Raw genomic sequence first — 22,547 nt, forward strand, 5'->3', positions numbered from 1 at the left:
GTATTATTTCATTTTTACTAATAAATCTCCTGGATATAATCTAATTTTATTATTTTCGTATATATATTCTATCCATAATTCTTTGTTATCAGATTCACAATCGTTCATTATTCTATATTCTGAATATCCAGTATTCATTTCAATAATTGGTATAATTTTGTCTATTTTACCTTGCATCGTATTTTGAGATAAAAATGAAGCAAATTTTTTTAATAAATTTAATTTTATTTTTAATTCATAGTTACTACCTTTTAACGAATTAATCTCGTTATCAATAAGATTAATAATATTTAACATTTCTATCTCCCTATATAAATTGCAATTTTCTCACCATTTAGTATTAGTAATTGTTTGCTGTGGATGTCCGTTTGGTAAGCTTTCTTGTTTATATAAAATACCATCTTGTTTAAACTGATAATCTTTATGATACACGGTATTTTTACCTTTTTGAAAAGTTCTCAAATTGAAATTTTTCTTTTACCTAAACACTTTAATTGCTGATTTATTTCCAGCACGTATATCTTTAATTTTTTGGGGATATTTACAATAGGTTTGTTTTCGTGGTCTAACGTCTATTTTTCGATGGATCTATCAAGTACGTCATAGAGGTAAATTTAGAGGTATTGTTTGGTTTTGTTGAGCTGTTCAATGCGTACTTGGTTCATGCGGCATTCAGCATCCCTTGGTGGGTAATATTTTGCGGTGCAGTTTGTCGATGACACACCCATCCGGCAGGGGAGTGGCGATACGTTTGCCCAGTGGATCGGTCATAGCTTAGTCGTTATTTACATCCGTCCAGATAGGTTTGTTCAATTAATCCGCCAGCAATATTATTGGAAACAATTAAAAGTTATTCAAGAAAGAGAAATCATCTCTACTTTTCCATCCGGTGATAAACAAACAACTATTCCTTTTCCTTCAAGTCGAACTACATCACAAATTTTATTTACATTCCAATTTTTTATTTTAGCTAGCGCTAGCCAATTATTAAGTTTCCAGCTATTTATTCTACCAAGAATTACCATATTTTTTCTAAAACCATGCATGTCAATATCTATACTTATTACAGTGTTATTTACAGATAAAATATTGACATTGCCATATAGATGACTAAATATTTTTGATTTGCTGTTCAGTCTTGCTACAGGTAATTCTGATTCTCCCATCGTTTCATAAATAAGAGAATCAGATGATCCAACATGCAATTTTTTAATGTGTAGACTGTTAATAATATCCATTAACTCTATTTGAAATATGGGTTTCCATTCTTCATTCATTATGAGTAACCTATTTTAGCATTATATCTTTGTACACTACGTCCAATCTCAATATTACGCAAAGATTTGTAGCTTATTATATTTGCATTAAAATCTATCATTTGGATGCTCCTTTTTAATGAAATTATCCCTTTTTTACCTTACAAGCCCTTCTCTTTTAAATTTCGCTATCAACTCACATCCTTTTTCAGAAAGTTCTAATTTTTTTAAACGCACTTGAATTATTTTTTTCGAAGACATAAAAAAGTATTTAGAATCGTTCATCAAAAAATCTATATAATCATCAGAATAAGGAACATTAGGATCAAAACCTTCGATTTCGGTTTTAATAATTTTTGTTAAAAATTCATCAAAGGAATTAGCGACAAGTTTTAAATCTAGATTCTGCTCTAAATAACCATTTCTGACTGTCATATCAAAATATAGATCATTAACTTCATGATCCCAATGATAAACTTTGCCATTTGGATACAAACAAAGTAAATCTCCGAAATTTAGAGATGCTATAGCAATGGACCGTTTAGGGATTCTATTTAAATACATCCAGTTATTAGCAATTACATCTTCCCGATCTAGTTTCTTAGAGAATCCGAACATTACTTCAAGCGGAAGTGATTCACCTTGACAGTCAATGGAATAATCAAACAGATCCTCATCAAAAGCAATGACATTATATTTCTTTAAAAATTTAATATAAGAATTATGAGAATCTGTTGTAATTTTTAATTTAGAAATAAGCTTATCAATATTTCTTGGCACAGCATATTTTGATTCAAACATTCGATTTCCTTTAATATCATTCATAATTAAGAACTAATTTACTAGCAACTTAATAGTCCTTGTTTTATAGTTTTGCGTTATTAAAAGTTACCAATCTATCAGATAATTATGAATTTTTATACTATGATGATATCTAATTAAATTAACTTAAATTAAGTACTATTTTATGATCACATTTTTAGTTATCAATGATAATTAAACCTTCTCTTATATCAAAAACGAATATTGTTATAATTATTAATTAGTTTTATCTTTTATAGTTATATTTATAATGATATTAATATTAACAAAGTGATACTATTTATCATTAGGCAATAAAAAAGGATTCAAACATGAGTAAAATATTTGATGATAATTCACAGACCATTGGCCATACACCTTTAGTTCGCTTAAAACATTTCGGACAAGGAAATATATTAGCCAAAGTAGAATCTCGTAACCCTAGTTTCAGTATTAAGTGTCGCATTGCATCAAATATGATTTGGGATGCTGAGAAACGTGGTTTATTAAACCCTGATGTTGAACTTATCGAGCCAACTAGTGGTAATACCGGTATCGCACTTGCTGCGGTTGCAGCTGCTCGTGGATATAAATTAACTTTAACCATGCCTGAAAGCATGAGCATTGAACGCCGTAAACTTTTAAAAGCTTTAGGTGCTAATCTTGTGCTAACCGATGCAGCTAAAGGAATGAAAGGCGCAATCGAAAAAGCAGAAGAGATCGTTGCCAGTAATCCTAAACACAATATTATGCTACAACAATTCAGTAATGCCGCTAATCCAGAAATTCATGAAAAAACTACCGGGCCAGAAATCTGGCTTGATACTGACGGACAAGTCGATATTTTTGTTGCTGGGGTCGGTACTGGTGGGACTTTTACTGGTGTAACTAAATACATTAAAAAAACTCAAGGTAAAAACATCACTGCAGTAGCAGTTGAACCAAGTACTTCACCTGTTATTAGCCAAGCACTTGCTGGTGAGCCAATCAAACCAGGACCACATAAAATACAAGGTATTGGTGCAGGATTCATTCCTGATAATTTAGATTTAAGTTTGATTGATTTGGTCGAAAAAGTAAGCAATGAAGATGCTATCGATACTGCGCGGCTATTAATGGAAAAAGAAGGTATTTTAGCAGGAATTTCTTCTGGTGCCGCCGTATTTGCCGCCGACCGCTTAGCTCGTTTGCCTGAAAATGCTGATAAAAATATTGTGGTGATACTACCATCATCAGGCGAACGTTATCTTAGTACTGATCTATTTAGTGGGATTTTCACCGAGAAAGAACTCGGTTAATTCAGTTAGATTATTCAATAGAAACAAAACACCGCTGTTAAGCGGTGTTCTATTAAATAATAAAGAGTTAAGCTATTATCTTATTCGATCAAATTTAAACGTCTTGAATAATACCAAAATGTCGATAAGCATGAGGCGTAGCAATTCGCCCTCTCGGTGTTCTTTGGATATAACCTTGTTGAATCAAAAATGGTTCTAACACATCTTCAATGGTTTCACGTTCTTCACCTATTGCAGCTGCAATATTATCTAATCCTACCGGCCCACCCATAAATTTTTCGATAATAGCCAGAAGTAACTTACGATCCATATAATCAAAGCCTTCATTATCTACATCTAACATATCTAATGCTTGAGTGGCAATTCGTTCATCAATAACGCCTTTAGATTTGACATCTGCATAATCCCTAACTCGCCGTAATAAACGGTTAGCAATCCGTGGTGTACCTCGCGAACGTTTAGCAATTAAGTAAGCACCTTCTTTAGAAAGATCCATACCTAAAAATTTTGCACTACGGCTAACAATATATTCCAAATCTTCTACACGATAAAACTCAAGCCGTTGCACAATACCAAAACGATCACGTAATGGCGAGGTTAATGAACCGGCTCGAGTTGTTGCGCCAATAAGGGTAAAAGGTGGTAGATCAATTTTAATTGAACGTGCTGCAGGCCCTTCACCAATCATAATATCAAGTTGATAATCTTCCATTGCTGGATATAAGATTTCTTCAACAACTGGCGATAATCGATGGATTTCATCAATAAATAACACATCATTAGGTTCTAAATTGGTTAGCATAGCAGCTAAATCACCCGCTTTTTCTAACACCGGGCCTGATGTGGTACGTAAATTAACATTCATTTCATTAGCAACAATGTTTGCCAATGTCGTTTTACCTAGACCTGGAGGGCCAAATATTAAAACATGATCGAGTGCGTCACTACGCTGTTTAGCAGCTTGAATAAAAATTTTCATCTGCTCACGAACTTGAAGTTGTCCAATATATTCATCCAAATACTTAGGACGAATGGCTCGATCTAAAGACTCTTCTTCTTTTTGTGCCTGTGGAGCAATTAAACGATCCGCTTCAATCATTATCAATACCTACTTTACAATACTGACTTTAATGCTTCACGTATTAGCATTTCACAATCCATTTCTGGTCTAATGACTTTACTAATAATACGGCTGGCTTCTTGTGGTTTATAACCCAAAGCAATAAGTCCTGAAACTGCTTCACTTTCAATTTGATTGGATGATTTTTTAATATCACCAATATCAATAGCTGGGTTAACATTTGATAGTTCTTCACCAAAGCGTTTAACACGATCTTTCATTTCAACAATTAATCGTTCAGCGGTTTTAGTCCCTACACCCGGTAATTTGACCAATGTTTTAATTTCACCTTGTTCAACAGCATTAATAAATTGTGCTGCTGACATTCCAGATAAAATCGCCAGCGCTAATTTTGGGCCAACGCCATTAACTTTAATTAATTCACGAAATAACTCTCGTTCTTGTTCATGATTAAAACCATAAAGTACTTGAGCATCTTCTCGAACAGCAAAATGAGTTAACACAATTACCTCTTTGCCATTGTCGGGTAACTCATAAAAACAGGTCATTGGCATAAAAACTTCATAGCCAACACCACCAACTTCAATTAATACTTTAGGTGGTTGTTTCTCAATAATGATTCCACGTAAACGACCTATCACAATATATCCTTAATAAATTTAATGTTGATTAAATAAGTTTGCTTAAAATAAACCTAAATTAAACAACCTTTAAGGTTCTTGATTAATCAAATTAATATAATCAACATTGAAAGTGAATTGAATGTAATTGTCAGTTAGTTTACCTGATAGGAAAAAATTAATAAAGAAAAACTGTATAAATAGACAGGAGATAAAAAGAAATTTTGCCGACTAAGTCGGCAAAACGTATAAGACGATATCTGATTAATTTTTCAACTTAAAATGGCATTTTAAAGCCTGGAGGTAATTGCATGCCGCCAGTTACTTGAGCCATTCTTTCTTTTTGCGCTTCTTCTAAACGACGAGTTGCATCATTGTAAGCAGCCGCAATCAAATCTTCTAACATTTCTTTATCATCTTCAGTTAATAAAGATGGATCAATTTCCACACGTTTACAACTATGCGCACCATTTACAGTTACTTTAACGATACCAGCACCTGACTCACCGGTAACTTCTAATTTAGCAATTTCTTCCTGAGCTTGCTGCATTTTTGCTTGCATTTGTTGGGCTTGTTTCATCAAATTACCCAAACCGCCTTTTCCACCTGGAAACATAATTATTCCTCATTAAAAAACATTTATTCTGTAATTATACAGGACGAATACTCGATTCATCAATCTTGGCATCAAAATATTGACAAATCGTCTCAACTTTAGGATCTTGATGAATCGTCAATTTAGCTTGTTCAAGCTTTTGTTGATATAAATCCTCACGCATTTCTAACGGCGTCTTATTAGCTTTATTATCATCAATCACCACCTCTAGATTGAGTGTTTTTTGACGATAATTTGACAGCGCAGTTCGCAACTTAATACAATTTGCTGACGATTTAGCTAGATGCTCCACAGCCGAACGCGTATGCAAAATAATATGATTATCATCAATTAATTCAGGGTAGGAATTAATCGCAATTTGTTTAATTAATGGCGCAAGTTCTAATTGTTCAATTTCAGCACACCAAGCGTCTTTTTCAGCCATTTCGACAATTAATTTTTTAACCATTTCTGGTGTTTTATCAACTTTGAAAGAATCGCATAATGTTTTTGCATCAAGTGCTGGTTCATTTTTTGTTTCAACTATGCCACAAGCTTGCCATTGATAATTTTCAGCAGTTATCTCTTCTTGTTCCACTTCTTCATCATTTTTGTCACTATCATTACCTAGATTGGCAAGCTGCTGAACGTCATCCCGTTTACTGTTAATTAAAGAATTAGATGGTTGATGATAATCAACCAATTCAGGCTTTTTTGGCTTTTGTTCCTCTTTCATTAACTGCATTCGCATCTCTAAAATGTTTTTAGTGATTAATGATGCATCATCAGGAAGTGATATTTCTGGTTGCGAAACAGTATTTTCATCACTAGTAGCTGGTCTTACTATTGTACTGTCATTTAATTGCTGATTCTCAATAGCTGACTTAACAGTTTGCTGTACAGGCTCTGCCTCATTTACGTTTTGTGATGAAGTTGTCACAACTTGAGCTGGTTGTGTTCTAATAGGCGATTCAGCTTTTTTTGTCGGTGTTGTCGGTGTAGTCGCTGTTGCAGCTGGTGGCATAATCGCATCGACATTTTTAGGCATAAATGCTAAAGCGCGTAAAAAACTCATTTCAACACCCATTTTTTTATCTGGTGCAAAAGCAAGTTCTTTCCGACCCATTAATAAAATTTGATAAAATAGTTGCACATCATTAGGCGCCATATATTGAGCTAAGAAGCGTAACTGTTCTTCATTATCTGCATAATCACCCAATGCGGTTGGTACAACTTGTAATAAGGCAATTTGATGTAACAATGCAATAGATTCGGCTAATAAATTATCCCAATCCGCACCTTGCACAGCAGCCGCGTCAATTTGTTGCATCAAAGTATTACCATCATTCTGATAAAGGGCATTAATTAAGGAAAAAGGAATCGCTTTATCTAAAGTGCCAAGCATTGAGGCTGTTGACGCAGCATCGATTTTACCATTACCAAGCGCTATTGCTTGATCGGTTAAACTTAATGCATCCCGCATACTACCATTTGCTGCTTTAGCTAACAGCTGTATTGCTCGCGGTTCACTTTCAATTTGTTCTAATTGCAAAATATGTTTTAGTTGCTCAGAAATTAATGATGTATCAAGCACATTTAAATGCAGATGCAAACAGCGAGATAAAATAGTGATAGGTAATTTTTGCGGATCAGTTGTTGCTAATAAAAACTTAACGTGTTCTGGTGGCTCTTCCAATGTTTTTAATAAAGCATTGAAGCTACTACGAGAGAGCATATGTACTTCATCGATTAAGTAAACTTTAAAACGGCCTTTGCTTGGCAAATATTGAATATTATCTAAAATTTCCCGAGTATCTTCGACTTTAGTACGTGATGCGGCATCAATTTCGAGTAAGTCAACAAATCGACCCTGTTCAATCTCACTACAATTATCACAAACACCACAAGGGGTTGCCGTTATACCACTTTCACAATTTAAACCTTTGGCTAATAATCGAGCAATCGAAGTTTTACCTACACCTCGAGTACCAGAGAACAGATAAGCATGATGTACTCGACCAAGAGAAAGAGCATTAGATAAAATTTTTAAAACATGCTGTTGCCCTACTACTTCAGAAAATGATTTTGGTCGCCACTTACGTGCTAAGACTTGATAACTCATAATCACCATTACTTATTAATAATAAATTTTGCTAATCATACCATAATGTGTCAATTTAGTCTTTAAGATGCCGATAACCGATTCGATATTAGGTGAGATTTTTAAGCAGTAAAATCACCTTTGTAAAAATTTTGAAATTATTAGGCTGTTTTGAGGAATTAATTATTGAAAAAATGATTTATCAACCTTCAAACAGTAAATCGAAGGTTGATAAGTAAAGAAAATAATCAATTATTGATTAATTATGAATGGCTAACCTTGGTTTAAAAAAGCCCATGCATATTGGGCATAAAATTCTGCACCTAATGCCATGCCATCTTCGTCGACATTAAAACAGCCATGGTGATGTGGTCATTGAGTATCTTTTTCAGAATTATCAGATCCGACTAAAGCAAATGCACCTGGAATGTTTTCAGTATAATAACTAAAATTTTCACCGCCGGTGGTTGGTGCTTCAAAATACAATGCATCTTCACCAAATGATTCAACAATGACTTTTTGTGCTAATAATGCGCTTTCTTTATCGTTAATAACCGGTAAAGTACCACAGATATATTCAACTTCAGCTGTCGCTCTATACATGGCTGCAACTTGGTTAGCATAACGTCTAATTGCTGCTTCAATTTTATCACGCAATACAACATTAAAGCATCTCACAGATCCTTCTAAAACTGCTTTTCAGAAATTACGTTAAAGCGCGTACCCACATCCATTCGACCTATAGTAACAACCGCAGGATCGAGAGGCGATATTTCACGAGAAACAATTGATTGAACATTCATAACAAATGCTGATGCAACCATAACCGCATCCACTGTTTCATGAAGCATTGAACTATGATCTCCACGCCCTTTAAATTTAACTGTTAATAGATCTGCTGAAGCAAAGCTTGAACCAACAACACAAGATACTTTACCTACTGGCATTTGTGACCATATATGCATACCAAAAGCGCTATCAACACCTTTAAGTACGCTTTGTTCGATGCCCCTCCCTTGTGCAATTTCTTCAGCCGGTTGAAATACTAACCGCACATTACCTTTTAACTGTTCACGGATAGAATATAACGTTTTAGCAACTGTTAGCAGCATAGCCGTATGAGTATCATGTCCACAAGCATACATTTATGATGGACATATAGACCTATTTTTAATAAATTAAATTATAAAAATTAATTAAAATGATATAAAAATGGCTATTATAGATAAAGTGTTAAACATTGTTATATGTTTTTTATCATAAAATCATTAATCTCATCTAAGAAAAGATTACCATATTTTTCTAATTTGATTTTACCAACACCAGTAACATTAATTAGCTGTTTCTTACTTTCAGGTTTGATTTGCACCATCTCAAGCAATGTTGCGTCACTGAATACAACATAAGGGGCAATATCATCCATATCAGCAATTTCTTTGCGTAATCGTTTAAGATTATTGAATAATATTCGTTCTTCAAAAGATAATATCGTGGTTAAATTAATCGCTCGAGCATAACGATTTAAGCGACTTTTCTTTACAATTTCTAAACGTGGTTTTGCTAAAGATAAAACGACTTGCCCCTTAAGAATCGCACGTGCTTGTTCGGTTAATTGTAACGTAGTATAGGTGGAAATATTTTGACTCACATATCCCAAATAGATTAATTGTCTAATTACACTAAGCCAATAATCAGAAGAATGTGCCTTTCCTATTCCGTAAACCGATAATTTGTCATGACCATTTTCTTTAATTTGTGAGCGAGAAGATCCACGTAATACATCGACAATATATTGAGCACCATAACGTTGCTCAACTCGGTATATACAAGAAAGTATTTTTTGTGCATCAATTAATCCATCATAATGCTCGGGAGGATAAAGACAGATATCACAGTTGTTGCAAGGTTCGGTTCTATTCTCACCAAAATAGTTAAGTAATACGGTACGCCGACAGGTCATACTTTGGGCGAATGACTCCATGGATTGAATCTTATGTAACTCAACTTGTTTATGTTTATTCTCTGGTTTATCTGCGATTTGTCGATGATACCAGTTTAGATCTTTACTATTAAATAATAAAAGAGCCTCTGCCGGAACGCCATCCCTCCCTGCTCGACCAGTTTCTTGATAATATGACTCAATCGTTTTAGGGCAATCAGCATGCACCACAAAACGAACATTAGGTTTATTAATTCCCATCCCAAAAGCGACAGTAGCAACAATAATTTGCACATTATCTTTCAAAAAACTTTCTTGTGCTTGTTGACGCTCAGCGGTGGATAAACCAGCATGATAAGCAACAACAGAGAATCCTCTCGCAGTAAGCCTGGTTGTCATATCTTCAACTTTGGAACGACTAGAACAGTAGACAATACCACTATTCCCTTTTTGGGTTTCAATAAAAGAGACAACTTGCTCAGTAAGATTAAATTTTTCAACTACCGTATAACGTATATTTGGCCTATCAAAACTACGCACCACCACTAACGGATCGATCAAATTAAGCTGATTAATCACATCTGCTTGAGTCAATTTATCGGCGGTTGCTGTCAACGCGATAATTGGGACTTCGGGAAAACGCAATGATAAATGGTTTAATTGACGATAGTCAGGTCTAAAGTCATGCCCCCATTGTGAAATACAATGCGCCTCATCAATAGCTATTAATGAAGGTGGATGAGCAGTAATTAATGAAGAAAAGGACGACACAGCCAGTCGTTCAGGAGAAATATATAGTAATTTAATTGAATGATTTAAATATTTTTCAATAATATTTTGTTGCTCTTCTGGTGCTTGAGTTGCATTTAAAAAAGCGGCTGGAATCCCATTAACTAATAATTGATCGACTTGATCCTTCATTAACGAAATAAGTGGCGAAATAACCAACGCAGTACCAGGCAATACTACTGCCGGAATCTGATAACAAAGTGACTTGCCACCACCTGTTGGAATAATGGTTAAAGTATCTCGTCCGGCAATAACTGATTCAATTATATCTCTTTGCTGATTTCTAAACGATTTGTAACCAAAAACATTATGTAACACGTCCTCAATCTGATCTTTAAATGACATACTAACCTGAACCAGTAATACCTTAATATATTTTTTATGGAGTATATCGAATTTGTTTTGAACAAACCACCGTGAATTTACATTTATTTACAAATCATAATAAATAGAATTTCTTCAAAAATTAACATCGTTGAGTAAAAATGGCAAAAAACAAGATTCTGTATATTATATGATTAACAATATTGACTGTTTTTCCAACAAACAAACACAAAAGATTAAAAAAACAACTATTTTTGATTTTTTTACTTGAAACAAAACAGTTTGCCAGCTAATATTTGCATGTTTCAAATATACGCCCGTAGCTCAGTTGGTTAGAGCATCACCTTGACATGGTGGGGGTCAGTGGTTCGAGTCCACCCGGGCGTACCAATTCAAAGCATTATCCTACAAGACTTACAAGAAATTTAAATCACCTTTTAAAAAACCGCTGGGGTAAAACCTCTACTAATAAGTTTGTATTTTTAATACCAAAATATATAAATTTTCGATCCGCTTGCCAATATTTAATGTCACAAGTTCACATAAAAATATTTTTTATTTATGATAAATAAATCCAATTGTACAAAAACTTGTATTTAAAACGACACAAAATAATTTTTGGCAAAAAATAAAACGTTAAACATTAAATTCCCACAAGATTTTGTTTTATTTTTTACTCAATTAGTCAACTGATGTAAATTAGCTTAATGTTTCTGAATATAATGTAATAGCTAAATGAAATAGGTATAAATACCACAATGCTTTTTGTTTTCTAGTTTGTATGCATTTAGTTTGGCGATAACGTATCCAATATAGATAAAAATTGAATTGATAAACAAAATGAACTAAACCCTACAGCTTCTAAATTAATAACATTTACTGATAAGAAAAAATCAAAATTACCTACTAGTTGATTTAACAATGCTATTTTTACTACCAGTTATTAAATTATTAATTACGCAATAAATTGCATAAGACAAAGCATAATAGTTGTGCAAATATAGACAAATTAAATGTCTGCCATATATTAAATCATAGGAAAAACATTAGCTAAATTTTCTTAAATGATAATAACAATATTGCAACATTCAAAAAAAACAGTTTAATGATAAAAAAAGGTGCACAAAAAACCCCTTTCCTCACTTTTTTATTAATTAAATTATACTAATTCCAAACCCTATTCCAATTTAGCTTTCGTCAATAATTTCTACTTCTTGGGGTAATTGGGGCGTCCGTCCATAATAGGTATAAAACTTATTTGGTTTTATTCTTTTTTCAAATTCAGGACTTTGTGGATCATCAAACAACAATGGATCTCTTTTACGATTCATTTCTCTAAAAGCATAGTCCTCATCAGCATGCATATGACGCCATGAATTTCGATAACCTAAGGTTGCATAGATACGATTGTTTATAAATGAAGAGCGCATACCCAATAAAATAAAACAAGTAATAACAAAACAGATATAAATAACCAAAAATAACAGAGTAATAAAAATAAAATCACTACTATCATCAAAAATAGCTATTATCATAAAAATAATATAAGGAAATATCAGTAGGCAACAAATCAATAGACAACCCTTAAATAATTCTAAGGTTGATGAACAATTTCCTTTAGGAAAAAACAAAGCATGATATTTGGGCATTCGCACAGCATAAACAAAATACTTATTTTTTTCGGTCTGTTCGACAACCATTTCAACATAGTCGCCATTCTTAAAAATAATATCTTCTAATTTTCCTTCAACTTTAATATTACCAACATAACAACAAAAGTATGTACCTTTAATTAGTTTTCTTTGTAGAGTTTTAGATGGTATAAAAATAACAACCATGTCCCTTATAATTGTATAAAATAATAAAAGAATGGCCATAATGAACCCACCGTATTCTTCAATAAATGCTTTTGTAAGATTGCCTGAATGCTGTTCAACTTTAGTTTTAGTTTTAGTTTTTTCGAATACCGTTAAATAATTAACTCTTCCTTTTAATAAACAATAATATTTAGCCATTAAAGTCCCTAAATCCATCTAGTTAATTGTTCCATACTCCAAACAATGTATGATTATTTATATGAGTTATATTACTATATTATTTGCTATCTTATCACTTAAATCGAAATGAAATAATTCTATAAATTATACAATTAGGTGGTTTATTAAGGAAGAAAAGAGATAAGTAAGTTAATATAACTTTGACCCCAGTAGGAATCGAACCTACAACTAGCCCTTAGGAGGGGCTTGTTATATCCATTTAACTATGAGGTCATCAAAGGCGTTTATTCTAATAAATTTATCAAGGCAATATCAATCAAATAATGAAAAATTTTCTATTTCAAGCAAACATGATACAATTCCTATATTCGATACTTTATCATTTATATTCGGTAACATTATGAAAAAAAGAATAATAGGTATGATGTTTTCGGTTTTGGCACTAACAAGTTGTGCAACCTATCAGCCTGAAACCAATAGTTACAGTGACCCGTTGTCGGGCTTTAATAAAGCCATGTTTAATGTTAACTACTATGCGCTTGATCCTTATATTTTACGTCCTGCTGCTGTGGTTTGGAAAGATTATGTTCCAACACCAGTACGAAAAGGAGTGGTTAATTTTTCATCAAACCTTTCTGAGCCGGCATCAATGGTAAATAGTGCTTTACAAGGTGAGGGGCGTGAATCAGCAAAACATTTAGCGAGATTTTTTATTAATACTGTTTTTGGTGTTGCCGGTTTATTTGATGTTGCGAGTATAGCCGATCCTCAATTACAAAAAGGTCCTAAACGTGGTTTTGGTGATACATTAGGTCATTATGATGTTCCTTATGGTCCTTATGTTGTGTTACCTTTCTATGGTTCAGCAACACTTCGTCAAGAAGGTGGTGATCTTGTTGATACTTTATATCCACCACTTGTTTGGATCGATTGGCAATGGGCACTCGTTCGCGGTGTATTTGATGGCATTGAAGCTCGAGCTGTAGCTATTGAGTATGAAGATTTAATTAAAAATAGTGATGACCCATACAACTTTATGCGTAATGCTTACTTCCAGCGCAATGATTTTAATGCTTCTGGTGGTAAAGTTGACGAACAAAAAGAACAACAACGTCAACAAAGCATTAATGGCATTCTTGATGAAATTGATGCCCAATAAATAGCAAGATTTATTATTAATTAACGCCGATTTATTCGGCGTTTTTTATTTTCCTTGCATTTCTGGTAAATGGTGCCAGAACCGTCTAGGCATATTTTGCCTTTGTAATCTTGGATTGATTCGTTCTTTTATTGTTAAAGCCTGACAATAACGATTCCACATGGTTTGAAACAATTTTTCATCATCAGTTAGATAATCTTGGTTAATTTGCTTATTAACGATCAGAGTATCGTTATCGTTTAACCAGATTTGCTCAATCTTATCTAAATCATAAAAATAACCATATTGGCGTTTTTCATCATAAATTGCCCATTTTTGATCAGCATAACGATCTTTAAAAAATCGAGTAGTTAACGGTAAAGCGTTATATATAGGCTCTATAACCGCAAAATAAATTTTATCATTATTATCACGACTGTTTGCTGGATTTTGGATACTATTGAAGCGAACAAATTGCTGAATATGATGTTTTTCTTTATTTACCTTTTTAGCTATATCATAAACAGCCAACACATCCGCATCAGCAAAATCAGTTTCAATCGAATTGGTTGACTTAAATACTTTACAAATATAACGAAAGATAATTAAATCACTTTCAGGTAATTCTGATAACCAAGTAAACAAGAGTTGGTTTAGCGCAATCTGTGATAATTTTTTTTGCAGTGCAGTATAAACACGCTCATATTTACTGTTTCGATACTCAACTTGATGGAAATCAGTAATCAAAAGGGGCACATCCTCACCCTCAGCTAATAAACATTCAGGCATTTTTTTTAGTTTAAATGCGTCAAACACCGCACACATTAGTCCTTCGAAGGATTTATCATAATAAAAAGCCAGCATAAATTACCATCCCATAACTAGTTGCTGAGGAAGGACTTGTTGTTTTACTTCAAGACAAGGCGAATCTTGTAAACTAAGACGGATATATTCGGCGGATGAATCAAGTACTTTAAATGTATTCATTTCATGACAAATAATAAAAAACTGCGCACGTTTTAGCACCACACCAATACGTTTGAGCGCTTCTTTATTTAGTTTTCGATGTCGTCTTGCCATAACAATTAATTTTGCTGATTTAACTCCAATACCTGGCACTCGTAAAATTTTTTGATAACTATCCCGATTGATATCAACCGGAAAAAATTGCGGATTACGAATCGCCCAAGATAATTTGGGATCGACAGTCAAATCAAGATCTGGATGTTCATCATTTACAATTTCATCGACACTGAAATCATAAAAACGAAGTAACCAATCTGCCTGATATAAACGATTTTCTCGCACTCTTGGTACTTCTTGCGAAACAGGTAATCGCTTATCATAACTATTCACAGGAATAAATCCCGAATAGTAAACTCGCTTCATACTTGGTCGCTTATATAGTTTGGCTGTGAGCTGTAAGATTTGGTTGTCAGTTTCATCTGTTGCACCAATAATCACCTGAGTACTTTGCCCGGCTGGAACAAATTTTGGTGTTGATTTGATTTTTTTACGATCTTCAATATTTTCTAGCAAATTTTGCTGAATATGTCGCATTGGTTGATAAATGGTTTGATGATCTTTATCTGGTGCCAATAATTTTAAATTACGCTCGGTGGGGATCTCTAAATTAACACTCATTCGATCAACGAGTAAACCCGCTTCACGAATTAATTCATTACTTACACCTGGAATCGCCTTCATATGAATATAACCATTAAAGTTATATTCTTGCCGTAATATTTTGACCACGCGAATCATTTTTTCCATAGTATGATCCGCACTACGTACAATACCTGAACTTAAAAATAGTCCTTCAATATAATTTCTTCGATAAAATTCAATCGTCAGTTCCGCTAACTCTTTTGGTGTAAATCCTGCACGAGGAATATCATTACTCTGGCGATTGATACAATAAGCACAGTCAAACATGCAATAATTAGTCAACATGATTTTCAACAGTGAAACGCATCGGCCATCAGCAGTAAATGAATGGCAAATACCACAGCGAGAAGCACTACCAATACCTTTATTTTTATTACTGCGTGAAGTACCACTCGAAGCACATGAAATGTCATATTTTGCAGATTCGGCTAATATTTCAAGCTTTGATATCATTTTCTCTTGAATCATAACTACCATTAATTACTGTATACATTTACAGTATTATAATTATTTTATTGTTGTTAGCAAGTTAATAATCAGATCGAATATAAAAAATATTTGCTTAACAAACCTGCGATTAAAACTTATTTTATCAAGACTTTATTAATAAAATGTAAAGATATTCATATTGATTAATTTGTTGACCTATTAACATAATTTTATTTATTACTTTAGTAAATAAAATCAATCGAAGGGTATTGTTCAGCTTACAAGTGTACGCTATAATCAGTCCAATTTTTCATATGAAGCCAGTTAACTTAGGAGTAGAGCATTAGATGAAACGTGTAGTAATTACCGGATTAGGTATTCTTTCAAGCATCGGAAATAATACCAAAGAAGTTTTAGAGTCGTTGAGAGTGGGCCGAAGCGGTATTACTTTCTCGCAAGAAATGAAAGATAGCGGAATGCGAAGTCATGTATGTGGTAATGTTAAATTAGACACCACTGGATTAATAGATCGTAAAGTTGTACGTTTTATGAACGATGCTTCTATTTATGGATATCTTGCACTACAACAAGCAATCGAAGATGCAAAATTAACCCCAGAACAAGTATCTAATCCGCGCACAGGTCTTATCGCTGGTTATGGTGGCTCAACCAAAACTCAATATAATGTTGTTGCCGGCATGAAAGAAAAAGGTTTAAGAGGCGTTGGCCCTTATGCAGTAACAAAATCTATGTCATCGGCGATTTCTGCATGTTTAGCGACACCATTTAAAATTAAAGGTGTTAGCTACTCAATGACTTCTGCTTGTGCAACATCTGTACACTGTATTGGTCATGCAGCAGAACTGATTCAACTTGGTAAACAAGATGTTGTGTTTGCTGGTGGTGGAGAAGAACTATGTTGGGAAATGTCATGCGAATTTGATGCTATGGGTGCATTATCAACTAAATATAACGATACACCAGAAAAAGCATCGCGTGCCTATGATAAAAACCGTGATGGTTTTGTAATCGCAGGTGGTGCCGGAATGGTAGTAGTTGAAGAACTTGAGCATGCTCTTGCCCGTGGTGCACATATCTATGGTGAACTTGTTGGTTATGGGGCAACATCAGACGGTTATGACATGGTTGCACCATCTGGTGAAGGGGCAATGCGCTGTATGCAACTTGCTATTCAGGATCTTGATGGGCCAGTTGACTATATCAATACTCATGGTACCTCAACTCCAGTTGGTGATGTCAAAGAATTATGGGCAATCAAACAAGTATTTGGTGATAACATCCCGGCTATCTCTTCAACTAAATCCATGACTGGTCACTCATTAAGTGCTACCGGAGCACAAGAATTAATTTATTCACTACTTATGCTTGAACATGGCTTTATTACACCAAGTATCAATATCGACGAACTTGCAGATGAAGCAGTAGGCATGAATATTATTACCGAGCCAACCGAACGTGAATTAACCACAGTAATGTCTAATAGCTTTGGTTTCGGCGGTACTAACGCGTCAATTGTCATGAAAAAATATAAAGCATAAAACTTGTTTGTATGTAACTCCAAGTTGAAAACCGCACTAGCCATTGGTTAGTGCGGTTTTTATGGCAGACTATTTAATCAATCAAATGGTAAATGAGGCTGGTTTACAATACTTTACTTAAAAACAGCTAAGTTATTTCATTTTGTGGTCTAGTGAAGATTTGCTCAGGTGAGCCTTGTTCTTGAATAATACCCTGATCGATAAAAATAACTCAAGTCGATATCTCTCTGGCAAACCCCATTTCGTGGGTGACAACCACCATGGTCATCCGCTCTTGAGCGAGCAACTTCATTACCGCCAATACATCCATAAATAAATGTTAGAAATATAATAACTTTTAAGCAAAATATTGCAACTTATTATTTAATTTGATTATTATTCTTGATTAAAAGATTGATGCATTTCGAGAGGCTAGATACCCTGCCCCTCAACTTTTTAGGTCAATTGCGTTCTATTTTTACCGTTGATGGTCATTTTAAATCTTCAGTCCGTCTAAAATTAAGAATATGAACTAATACCACTAACTATTCATATTCTTATTAATTGATATTAATAACGAACCGATTCTCGTTTAACTAAATAAGGCTTGAATAGAAACTCTCCTGGTTCCATTTTATCGCCATTAAGCATTGCAATTAGGCGATCAACCATTAATGTTGCCATATCCGATAATGGTGAAGCTATCGATGTTAATGACGGACTAAACAGGGTATCTAAAAACATATTATCGATACCAATAACGGAGATATCTTGTGGGATTTTCACGCCTAAGCGAGTTAATTCAGAAATAATACCTATCGCTAACATATCGTTAATAGCGACTATTCCATCTGGCAACGTTTTGTTGTTTTTGATAATTTCATTTGCCAATAATTTACCTATTTCCGCTAATTCACTATCACCATAAGCGAATTGCGCCGTGCCTTCAATAATACGATTTTTGGTACTTAAACCAGCATTTTTTAAACTATCTAAAAAACCTAATATTTTGTTATTCCGACTGGTAATATTTCCTTTTATCGTTGCAAAGACAATATTTTTGCACCCTTGCTGTAATAAAAAATCTGCTGCAAGCTTTCCTGCTTGGAAATTATCCATTGAAATACTATCAATCAGAATTTTTTTGTTGTTATGAGCTTCTTCTGAAGTTAATCCGTCATAATTTACCATCACCATCCCTTTATTAATGGCGTTAATAAAATGTTTCTTTTCAATTGACGATGAAACCACTATGACACCTTTAACCCCAAAAGACAGCAGATCATTGAGAAACAATTTTTCTTGTTTATCTTGACGAGAGGTGTTGGCCAATAGGACTTGATAACCATATTTTTCTTTAGCTATTGATTCAATGTTGTTAACTAAGGCTGCAAAATTTGGATTCATGATGGAAGGAACTAATATCCCTAACATCTTTACATGTCCAGTTTTCAATTGTTGCGCAAGTTTATTCGGATGATATTTTAATACTTTGATACTCTCTTCTATGCGCTTTAATGTTTCTTTTCGCATTTGGTCTATTCGGCCATTTAATACATTAGAGACAGTACTTACAGAGACGCCGGCATGTTTAGCAACATCGCGAATGTCAACCATACTAAATTCCTTAAAGATTTTTATACGCTTTTAGATAAAATACACTATACAAAAAGTTTACTAACAACTGAACTTATTTTAAAAGATGAGTATAAATAAAGATGGTAATTATGTTAATCAAGTTGTTTACAATTACACTGGTTGATTAAAAATTAATTTGCTAATTAAGTAATACTTAACTAGCAAATTGATGATATTAATATCCCATTATGTTAGGTAACCATGTTGTAATAAATGGGAATAAAGCGACTAAGATTATTCCAACAAATATTACCATCTGATATTTAAGCATAGGTTTCATAACATCTTTCATTGTTACTCCACAAATGGTACAGGTAGCATAGAGCCCTAATCCAATAGGCGGCGAGAACAATCCAAAACCCATAGCAAAAACCATTACTATACCATAATGTAATGGATGGAATCCTAATTGAATTGCAATTGGTACCAGAATTGGAGCAAATATAATTAATGCTGGTGCACCTTCTAATACTGAACCAAATACAATGAGTATTAAAATCGATAAGATTAAAAATAACCATGCGCCATGATTAGTACCGATAGATACCAAGATATCAGCACATTTTTGCGGGATCATCTCAATGGTTAATGCGTAAGATAAACTTGTTGCTGAGGCAACAATAAATAACAACATCCCTGACATGGCTGACATATCAATAAACAATTTGATGGTTGCTTTTAAGGTTAATTCTCTAAATGCAATGCGACCAACGACTATAGCGTAAACCACAGCAAAAGCCGAGATTTCTGTTGATGTTGCAATTCCGGCCACCACACCACGACCAATCATAAGAATCATTAATAACCCAACAGCTGCACCAAGGATTAACTGTTTTTTAGGCATAAGAACAGGATAAGCATCCGATACATTGATTTTCTTTCCAAAAATATTAGCCGTAATTAATAGAATGATTAACAAACATACGGCTGGCACTATACCGGCAATAAATAAAGCACCAATTGAAATATTGGCAACAAAGCCCATAACGATCAGATTAACACAAGGTGGGATTGATTCAGCCATTACCGCTGACGCGGCAAATACGCCGGCTGCATCTTCGCGACTCTGCTTTGTTCTTTTTACCGCAGGCATTAATACGCCACCGACTGCGGCTACATCAGCTAATTTCGAACCAGAAATACCGGAAAAAAAGGCCATGGATAACACGGTAGTCATATTCAAACCGCCTTTGAATCTACCCATTCCTCTAACAATAAATTCGACTAAACGAGAAGACATACCATTGATTTCCATTGCCGAACCAGCAAGTAAGAAAAATGGTATCGCTAATAATACGAAATGGTCTACACCTGCCGAAACTTGTTGGGCGAAAAATACAAATGGTAAAGTTGGATTACTTAAGAAAAATACCATCGAAGATAGACCCAAAGTAAAGGCTATCGGAATCCCAGCTATAATTCCTAAGAAAAAACAAGCAAACATAAAAAAGGCTGGTAATGACTCTAATTCAGGAAATAATGAATAAGTAGTAAAACCAATAACAATTAACCCTAAAACGCCAATACCACTTCTCAATACTATTTTCTTTTCTTGTTGAAATACATGTTCTAACGTTGCAACAAACATGACTATAGCGCCAATAAATACCGGTATATAAAATAATGCTAACGGCATGCCGGTTTCAGTTGTTTGTTCTAACGATATATAAACCAAATCATAACTTGAGATGACCAGACCAATTGAGACAAAGACTAAAATCCAGCGAGTACTATGCACAACATAGGCTCTTAGCGAGCTAGGTAATAATCCTAAAAATAAATCTATCCCTATATGCCCACCTCTGCCTGAAGAAGTGGCAACACCGAAAAAGACTAACGCTATCATTAATGCTCTAGCTACCTCTTCCGCCCACTCTAAAGGTGAATGGAAAGCATAGCGAAATATAACCGATGAAAATACCACAAGAACATTAATAAAGAGTGATAATCCCCCTAAAATCGCAGTTATTTTTGTTAAAAATCGACTTAATGGGGATATCACTGGAACAAGTAATGTGTTTGTACCAGTAATATCTGACATAACTTTCTCCTGACAACACTCTAAATTATTCAATTGATTGAATAAATTCTACAATTTCTTTTGTTTGTGGATATTTTTTAACAAAATCTTCATGCACATGTTTTGTTTTTTCTTTGTAATAAGCTCTATCCACAGTAACAAAATTGACACCTAGTGATTTAAGTTCATCAATAGCTTTTTGTTCAGAACTTGCCGATAAACTTCTTTCATGATCGGTTGCCTCTTTAGCTGCCGCAATAAAATCCTCTTTAAGTTCAGCTGGAAGACGTTCAAAAGCATTTTTATTCATTACCGCTACGATTGGGTTATAAATGTGTTGACTTAAAATAGCGTTTTTAGTTTGTTCATAATATTTACTGGTCAAAACAGTCGGTGCATCGTGTTCAACACCATCAATTACCCCCATCTGTAAGCCAGAATAAACTTCACCACCAGGCATAGGAATTGGCACGGCACCCATACTTTTTATGGTTTCAAGGAAGTTAGGTACTGGAAGTGCTCTAATTTTAAGGCTATTCAAATCTTCCGGTTGATTGACTGTTTTTTTGGTATAGATATTTCTTGCACCCAAGCTATAACCAAATCCTAATACTTTAATATTGGCTTTTGTTTGCATAATTGAAGCAAGTTTAGTACCCGCATCACCATCTAATGAACGACCGACATGGTCCATATCATTAAATAAATAACCTGAATCAAGAATACCTATCTCTGGTACAATCGTAGACCAAATAGACGTACCTGAAATCATGATATCAATTGCACCAATTTTTACCTGTTGTGCAGCATCGGCTTCTTTACCTAACATGGCATTAGGAAAATAGCTAAATTTAACTTTATCATTTACTCGTTTGGCTAAATTTTCTTTGAAGCTGGCATACCATATATAATGAGCAGAATTATCGTTTTCAGGTAGGGAAGAATAAACTCTGACATTAACTTGAGGTGCCGCGTAAGATATTTGCGGAACCAATGCAAAAGAGGACAAGCACAATACTGCGCCAGTTATAATTTTTGTTGATAGCTGTTTTAAATTATTCATATTAAAAACCTTAACTTAGATTAATTGCAAAAAACTTTTTCATCCCGTACCAGCTATAACGTTTTACTGTAACGTTATAGTTAACTATAATTTCAATTAGATAAATTAGTAAATAAGATTTTTTAAGAAAATGTTAAATGTGTGATTTAGATCATATTTAAGAGAAATAATTTAACTGTAACGTTTTAGTTAATTACTTGTTGCAACCTAGCTTGATCGACCAAAGCTACTATTTTGATAAAAATACAATTA

At 33.9% G+C, this 22,547-nt stretch carries 18 protein-coding genes, 2 tRNA genes and 2 pseudogenes; 4 read left to right on the plus strand and 18 right to left on the minus strand.

Annotated elements, in window-relative coordinates; all coding sequences use genetic code 11:
* Positions 1-3: 3 nt before the first annotated feature.
* From B6C99_RS10040 to B6C99_RS10050, 4 genes are all read right to left on the minus strand, one after another.
* Positions 4-297: a hypothetical protein gene (locus B6C99_RS10040; RefSeq protein ID WP_086359697.1), complete on the minus strand. Its 294-nt coding sequence runs from the start codon at positions 295-297 to the stop codon at positions 4-6.
* A gap of 30 nt (positions 298-327) precedes the next feature.
* Complete coding sequence (locus tag B6C99_RS13565) at positions 328-462, minus strand: hypothetical protein (RefSeq protein ID WP_256363509.1); 135 nt, start codon at positions 460-462, stop codon at positions 328-330.
* A gap of 392 nt (positions 463-854) precedes the next feature.
* A complete protein-coding gene (locus tag B6C99_RS10045; protein ID WP_086359698.1) occupies positions 855-1,277 on the minus strand; it encodes a hypothetical protein in 423 nt (140 codons plus the stop codon).
* Between the two features lie 135 nt (positions 1,278-1,412).
* Entirely contained in the window at positions 1,413-2,057 is a 645-nt protein-coding gene (locus B6C99_RS10050; protein ID WP_158092468.1) for an SMI1/KNR4 family protein, read from the minus strand.
* Between the two features lie 332 nt (positions 2,058-2,389).
* On the opposite strand from B6C99_RS10050, the gene cysK reads away from it, so the two are divergent.
* A complete protein-coding gene (cysK, locus tag B6C99_RS10055; protein WP_086359700.1) occupies positions 2,390-3,355 on the plus strand; it encodes a cysteine synthase A in 966 nt (321 codons plus the stop codon).
* Between the two features lie 94 nt (positions 3,356-3,449).
* On the opposite strand, the gene ruvB is transcribed toward cysK, so the two are convergent.
* The 6 genes and pseudogenes from ruvB to recQ all read right to left on the minus strand — a co-directional run bounded on the left by ruvB (position 3,450) and on the right by recQ (position 10,825).
* A complete protein-coding gene (ruvB, locus tag B6C99_RS10060; RefSeq protein ID WP_086359701.1) occupies positions 3,450-4,454 on the minus strand; it encodes a Holliday junction branch migration DNA helicase RuvB in 1,005 nt (334 codons plus the stop codon).
* 14 nt (positions 4,455-4,468) lie between these two features.
* Positions 4,469-5,077, minus strand: coding sequence for a Holliday junction branch migration protein RuvA (ruvA, locus tag B6C99_RS10065; RefSeq protein ID WP_086359702.1), 609 nt, complete (start codon positions 5,075-5,077; stop codon positions 4,469-4,471).
* 256 nt (positions 5,078-5,333) lie between these two features.
* Entirely contained in the window at positions 5,334-5,672 is a 339-nt protein-coding gene (locus B6C99_RS10070) for a YbaB/EbfC family nucleoid-associated protein (RefSeq protein WP_065578932.1), read from the minus strand.
* Between the two features lie 34 nt (positions 5,673-5,706).
* Positions 5,707-7,773, minus strand: coding sequence for a DNA polymerase III subunit gamma/tau (dnaX, locus tag B6C99_RS10075; RefSeq protein ID WP_086359703.1), 2,067 nt, complete (start codon positions 7,771-7,773; stop codon positions 5,707-5,709).
* Positions 7,774-8,025: 252 nt separating this feature from the next.
* Positions 8,026-8,897: pseudogene (locus tag B6C99_RS13705) on the minus strand (amidohydrolase); the annotation flags it as partial.
* A gap of 98 nt (positions 8,898-8,995) precedes the next feature.
* Positions 8,996-10,825 carry a DNA helicase RecQ gene (gene recQ / locus B6C99_RS10085; RefSeq protein ID WP_086359704.1) on the minus strand — a complete coding sequence of 610 codons (1,830 nt, stop codon included), beginning with the start codon at positions 10,823-10,825 and terminating at the stop codon, positions 8,996-8,998.
* A 292-nt stretch (positions 10,826-11,117) separates the two neighbouring features.
* Between recQ and B6C99_RS10090 the strand changes: the two genes are divergently transcribed.
* Positions 11,118-11,194: transfer RNA gene (locus B6C99_RS10090), tRNA-Val, on the plus strand.
* Positions 11,195-11,991: 797 nt separating this feature from the next.
* Here B6C99_RS10090 and B6C99_RS10095 read toward each other — a convergent pair.
* Both B6C99_RS10095 and B6C99_RS10100 read right to left on the minus strand, forming a co-directional pair.
* Positions 11,992-12,819, minus strand: coding sequence for a hypothetical protein (locus B6C99_RS10095; protein ID WP_143413921.1), 828 nt, complete (start codon positions 12,817-12,819; stop codon positions 11,992-11,994).
* Positions 12,820-13,002: 183 nt separating this feature from the next.
* Positions 13,003-13,074: transfer RNA gene (locus B6C99_RS10100), tRNA-Arg, on the minus strand.
* A 127-nt stretch (positions 13,075-13,201) separates the two neighbouring features.
* Here B6C99_RS10100 and B6C99_RS10105 point away from each other — a divergent pair.
* Complete coding sequence (locus B6C99_RS10105) at positions 13,202-13,960, plus strand: MlaA family lipoprotein (RefSeq protein WP_086359706.1); 759 nt, start codon at positions 13,202-13,204, stop codon at positions 13,958-13,960.
* 45 nt (positions 13,961-14,005) lie between these two features.
* Here B6C99_RS10105 and B6C99_RS10110 read toward each other — a convergent pair whose 3' ends face one another.
* Positions 14,006-14,803, minus strand: coding sequence for a TIGR03915 family putative DNA repair protein (locus tag B6C99_RS10110; RefSeq protein ID WP_086359707.1), 798 nt, complete (start codon positions 14,801-14,803; stop codon positions 14,006-14,008).
* 3 nt (positions 14,804-14,806) lie between these two features.
* The gene (locus tag B6C99_RS10115) at positions 14,807-16,072 is read right to left on the minus strand and encodes a putative DNA modification/repair radical SAM protein (RefSeq protein ID WP_086359729.1); all 1,266 of its coding nucleotides are present in this window, start codon (positions 16,070-16,072) and stop codon (positions 14,807-14,809) included.
* Positions 16,073-16,383: 311 nt separating this feature from the next.
* On the opposite strand from B6C99_RS10115, the gene fabB reads away from it, so the two are divergent.
* Positions 16,384-17,595: a beta-ketoacyl-ACP synthase I gene (gene fabB, locus B6C99_RS10120; protein WP_086359708.1), complete on the plus strand. Its 1,212-nt coding sequence runs from the start codon at positions 16,384-16,386 to the stop codon at positions 17,593-17,595.
* A 127-nt stretch (positions 17,596-17,722) separates the two neighbouring features.
* On the opposite strand, the pseudogene B6C99_RS13710 reads toward fabB, so the two are convergent.
* The 4 genes and pseudogenes from B6C99_RS13710 to B6C99_RS10140 form a co-directional block, all read right to left on the minus strand.
* Positions 17,723-17,902 (minus strand): annotated as a pseudogene (locus tag B6C99_RS13710) (polar amino acid ABC transporter ATP-binding protein); the annotation flags it as partial.
* A gap of 242 nt (positions 17,903-18,144) precedes the next feature.
* The gene (locus tag B6C99_RS10130; protein ID WP_086359709.1) at positions 18,145-19,191 is read right to left on the minus strand and encodes a LacI family DNA-binding transcriptional regulator; all 1,047 of its coding nucleotides are present in this window, start codon (positions 19,189-19,191) and stop codon (positions 18,145-18,147) included.
* A gap of 196 nt (positions 19,192-19,387) precedes the next feature.
* Positions 19,388-21,253, minus strand: a complete 1,866-nt coding sequence (locus tag B6C99_RS10135; RefSeq protein ID WP_086359710.1) for a TRAP transporter large permease subunit — start codon at positions 21,251-21,253, stop codon at positions 19,388-19,390.
* Positions 21,254-21,278: 25 nt separating this feature from the next.
* Positions 21,279-22,295 (minus strand): TRAP transporter substrate-binding protein, encoded by a 1,017-nt coding sequence (locus B6C99_RS10140; protein WP_086359711.1) that lies wholly within the window; start codon positions 22,293-22,295, stop codon positions 21,279-21,281.
* Between the last annotated feature and the right edge of the window lie 252 nt (positions 22,296-22,547).

It is taken from the genome of Gilliamella sp. N-G2 (assembly GCF_002142215.1).
Classification (GTDB): domain Bacteria; phylum Pseudomonadota; class Gammaproteobacteria; order Enterobacterales; family Orbaceae; genus Gilliamella.

What these genes read in the sequence shown, in the direction of transcription:
- B6C99_RS10040 (WP_086359697.1), bottom strand. Translation starts at nt 297, where the DNA reads ATGTTAAATATTATTAATCTTATTGATAACGAGATTAATTCGTTAAAA.
- B6C99_RS10140 (WP_086359711.1), bottom strand. Translation starts at nt 22,295, where the DNA reads ATGAATAATTTAAAACAGCTATCAACAAAAATTATAACTGGCGCAGTA.
- B6C99_RS10135 (WP_086359710.1), bottom strand. Translation starts at nt 21,253, where the DNA reads ATGTCAGATATTACTGGTACAAACACATTACTTGTTCCAGTGATATCC.
- cysK (WP_086359700.1), top strand. Translation starts at nt 2,390, where the DNA reads ATGAGTAAAATATTTGATGATAATTCACAGACCATTGGCCATACACCT.
- ruvB (WP_086359701.1), bottom strand. Translation starts at nt 4,454, where the DNA reads ATGATTGAAGCGGATCGTTTAATTGCTCCACAGGCACAAAAAGAAGAA.
- B6C99_RS10110 (WP_086359707.1), bottom strand. Translation starts at nt 14,803, where the DNA reads ATGCTGGCTTTTTATTATGATAAATCCTTCGAAGGACTAATGTGTGCG.
- B6C99_RS10130 (WP_086359709.1), bottom strand. Translation starts at nt 19,191, where the DNA reads ATGGTTGACATTCGCGATGTTGCTAAACATGCCGGCGTCTCTGTAAGT.
- B6C99_RS10050 (WP_158092468.1), bottom strand. Translation starts at nt 2,057, where the DNA reads ATGTTTGAATCAAAATATGCTGTGCCAAGAAATATTGATAAGCTTATT.
- dnaX (WP_086359703.1), bottom strand. Translation starts at nt 7,773, where the DNA reads ATGAGTTATCAAGTCTTAGCACGTAAGTGGCGACCAAAATCATTTTCT.
- B6C99_RS10045 (WP_086359698.1), bottom strand. Translation starts at nt 1,277, where the DNA reads ATGAATGAAGAATGGAAACCCATATTTCAAATAGAGTTAATGGATATT.
- B6C99_RS10105 (WP_086359706.1), top strand. Translation starts at nt 13,202, where the DNA reads ATGAAAAAAAGAATAATAGGTATGATGTTTTCGGTTTTGGCACTAACA.
- recQ (WP_086359704.1), bottom strand. Translation starts at nt 10,825, where the DNA reads ATGTCATTTAAAGATCAGATTGAGGACGTGTTACATAATGTTTTTGGT.
- fabB (WP_086359708.1), top strand. Translation starts at nt 16,384, where the DNA reads ATGAAACGTGTAGTAATTACCGGATTAGGTATTCTTTCAAGCATCGGA.
- B6C99_RS10095 (WP_143413921.1), bottom strand. Translation starts at nt 12,819, where the DNA reads ATGGCTAAATATTATTGTTTATTAAAAGGAAGAGTTAATTATTTAACG.
- B6C99_RS10070 (WP_065578932.1), bottom strand. Translation starts at nt 5,672, where the DNA reads ATGTTTCCAGGTGGAAAAGGCGGTTTGGGTAATTTGATGAAACAAGCC.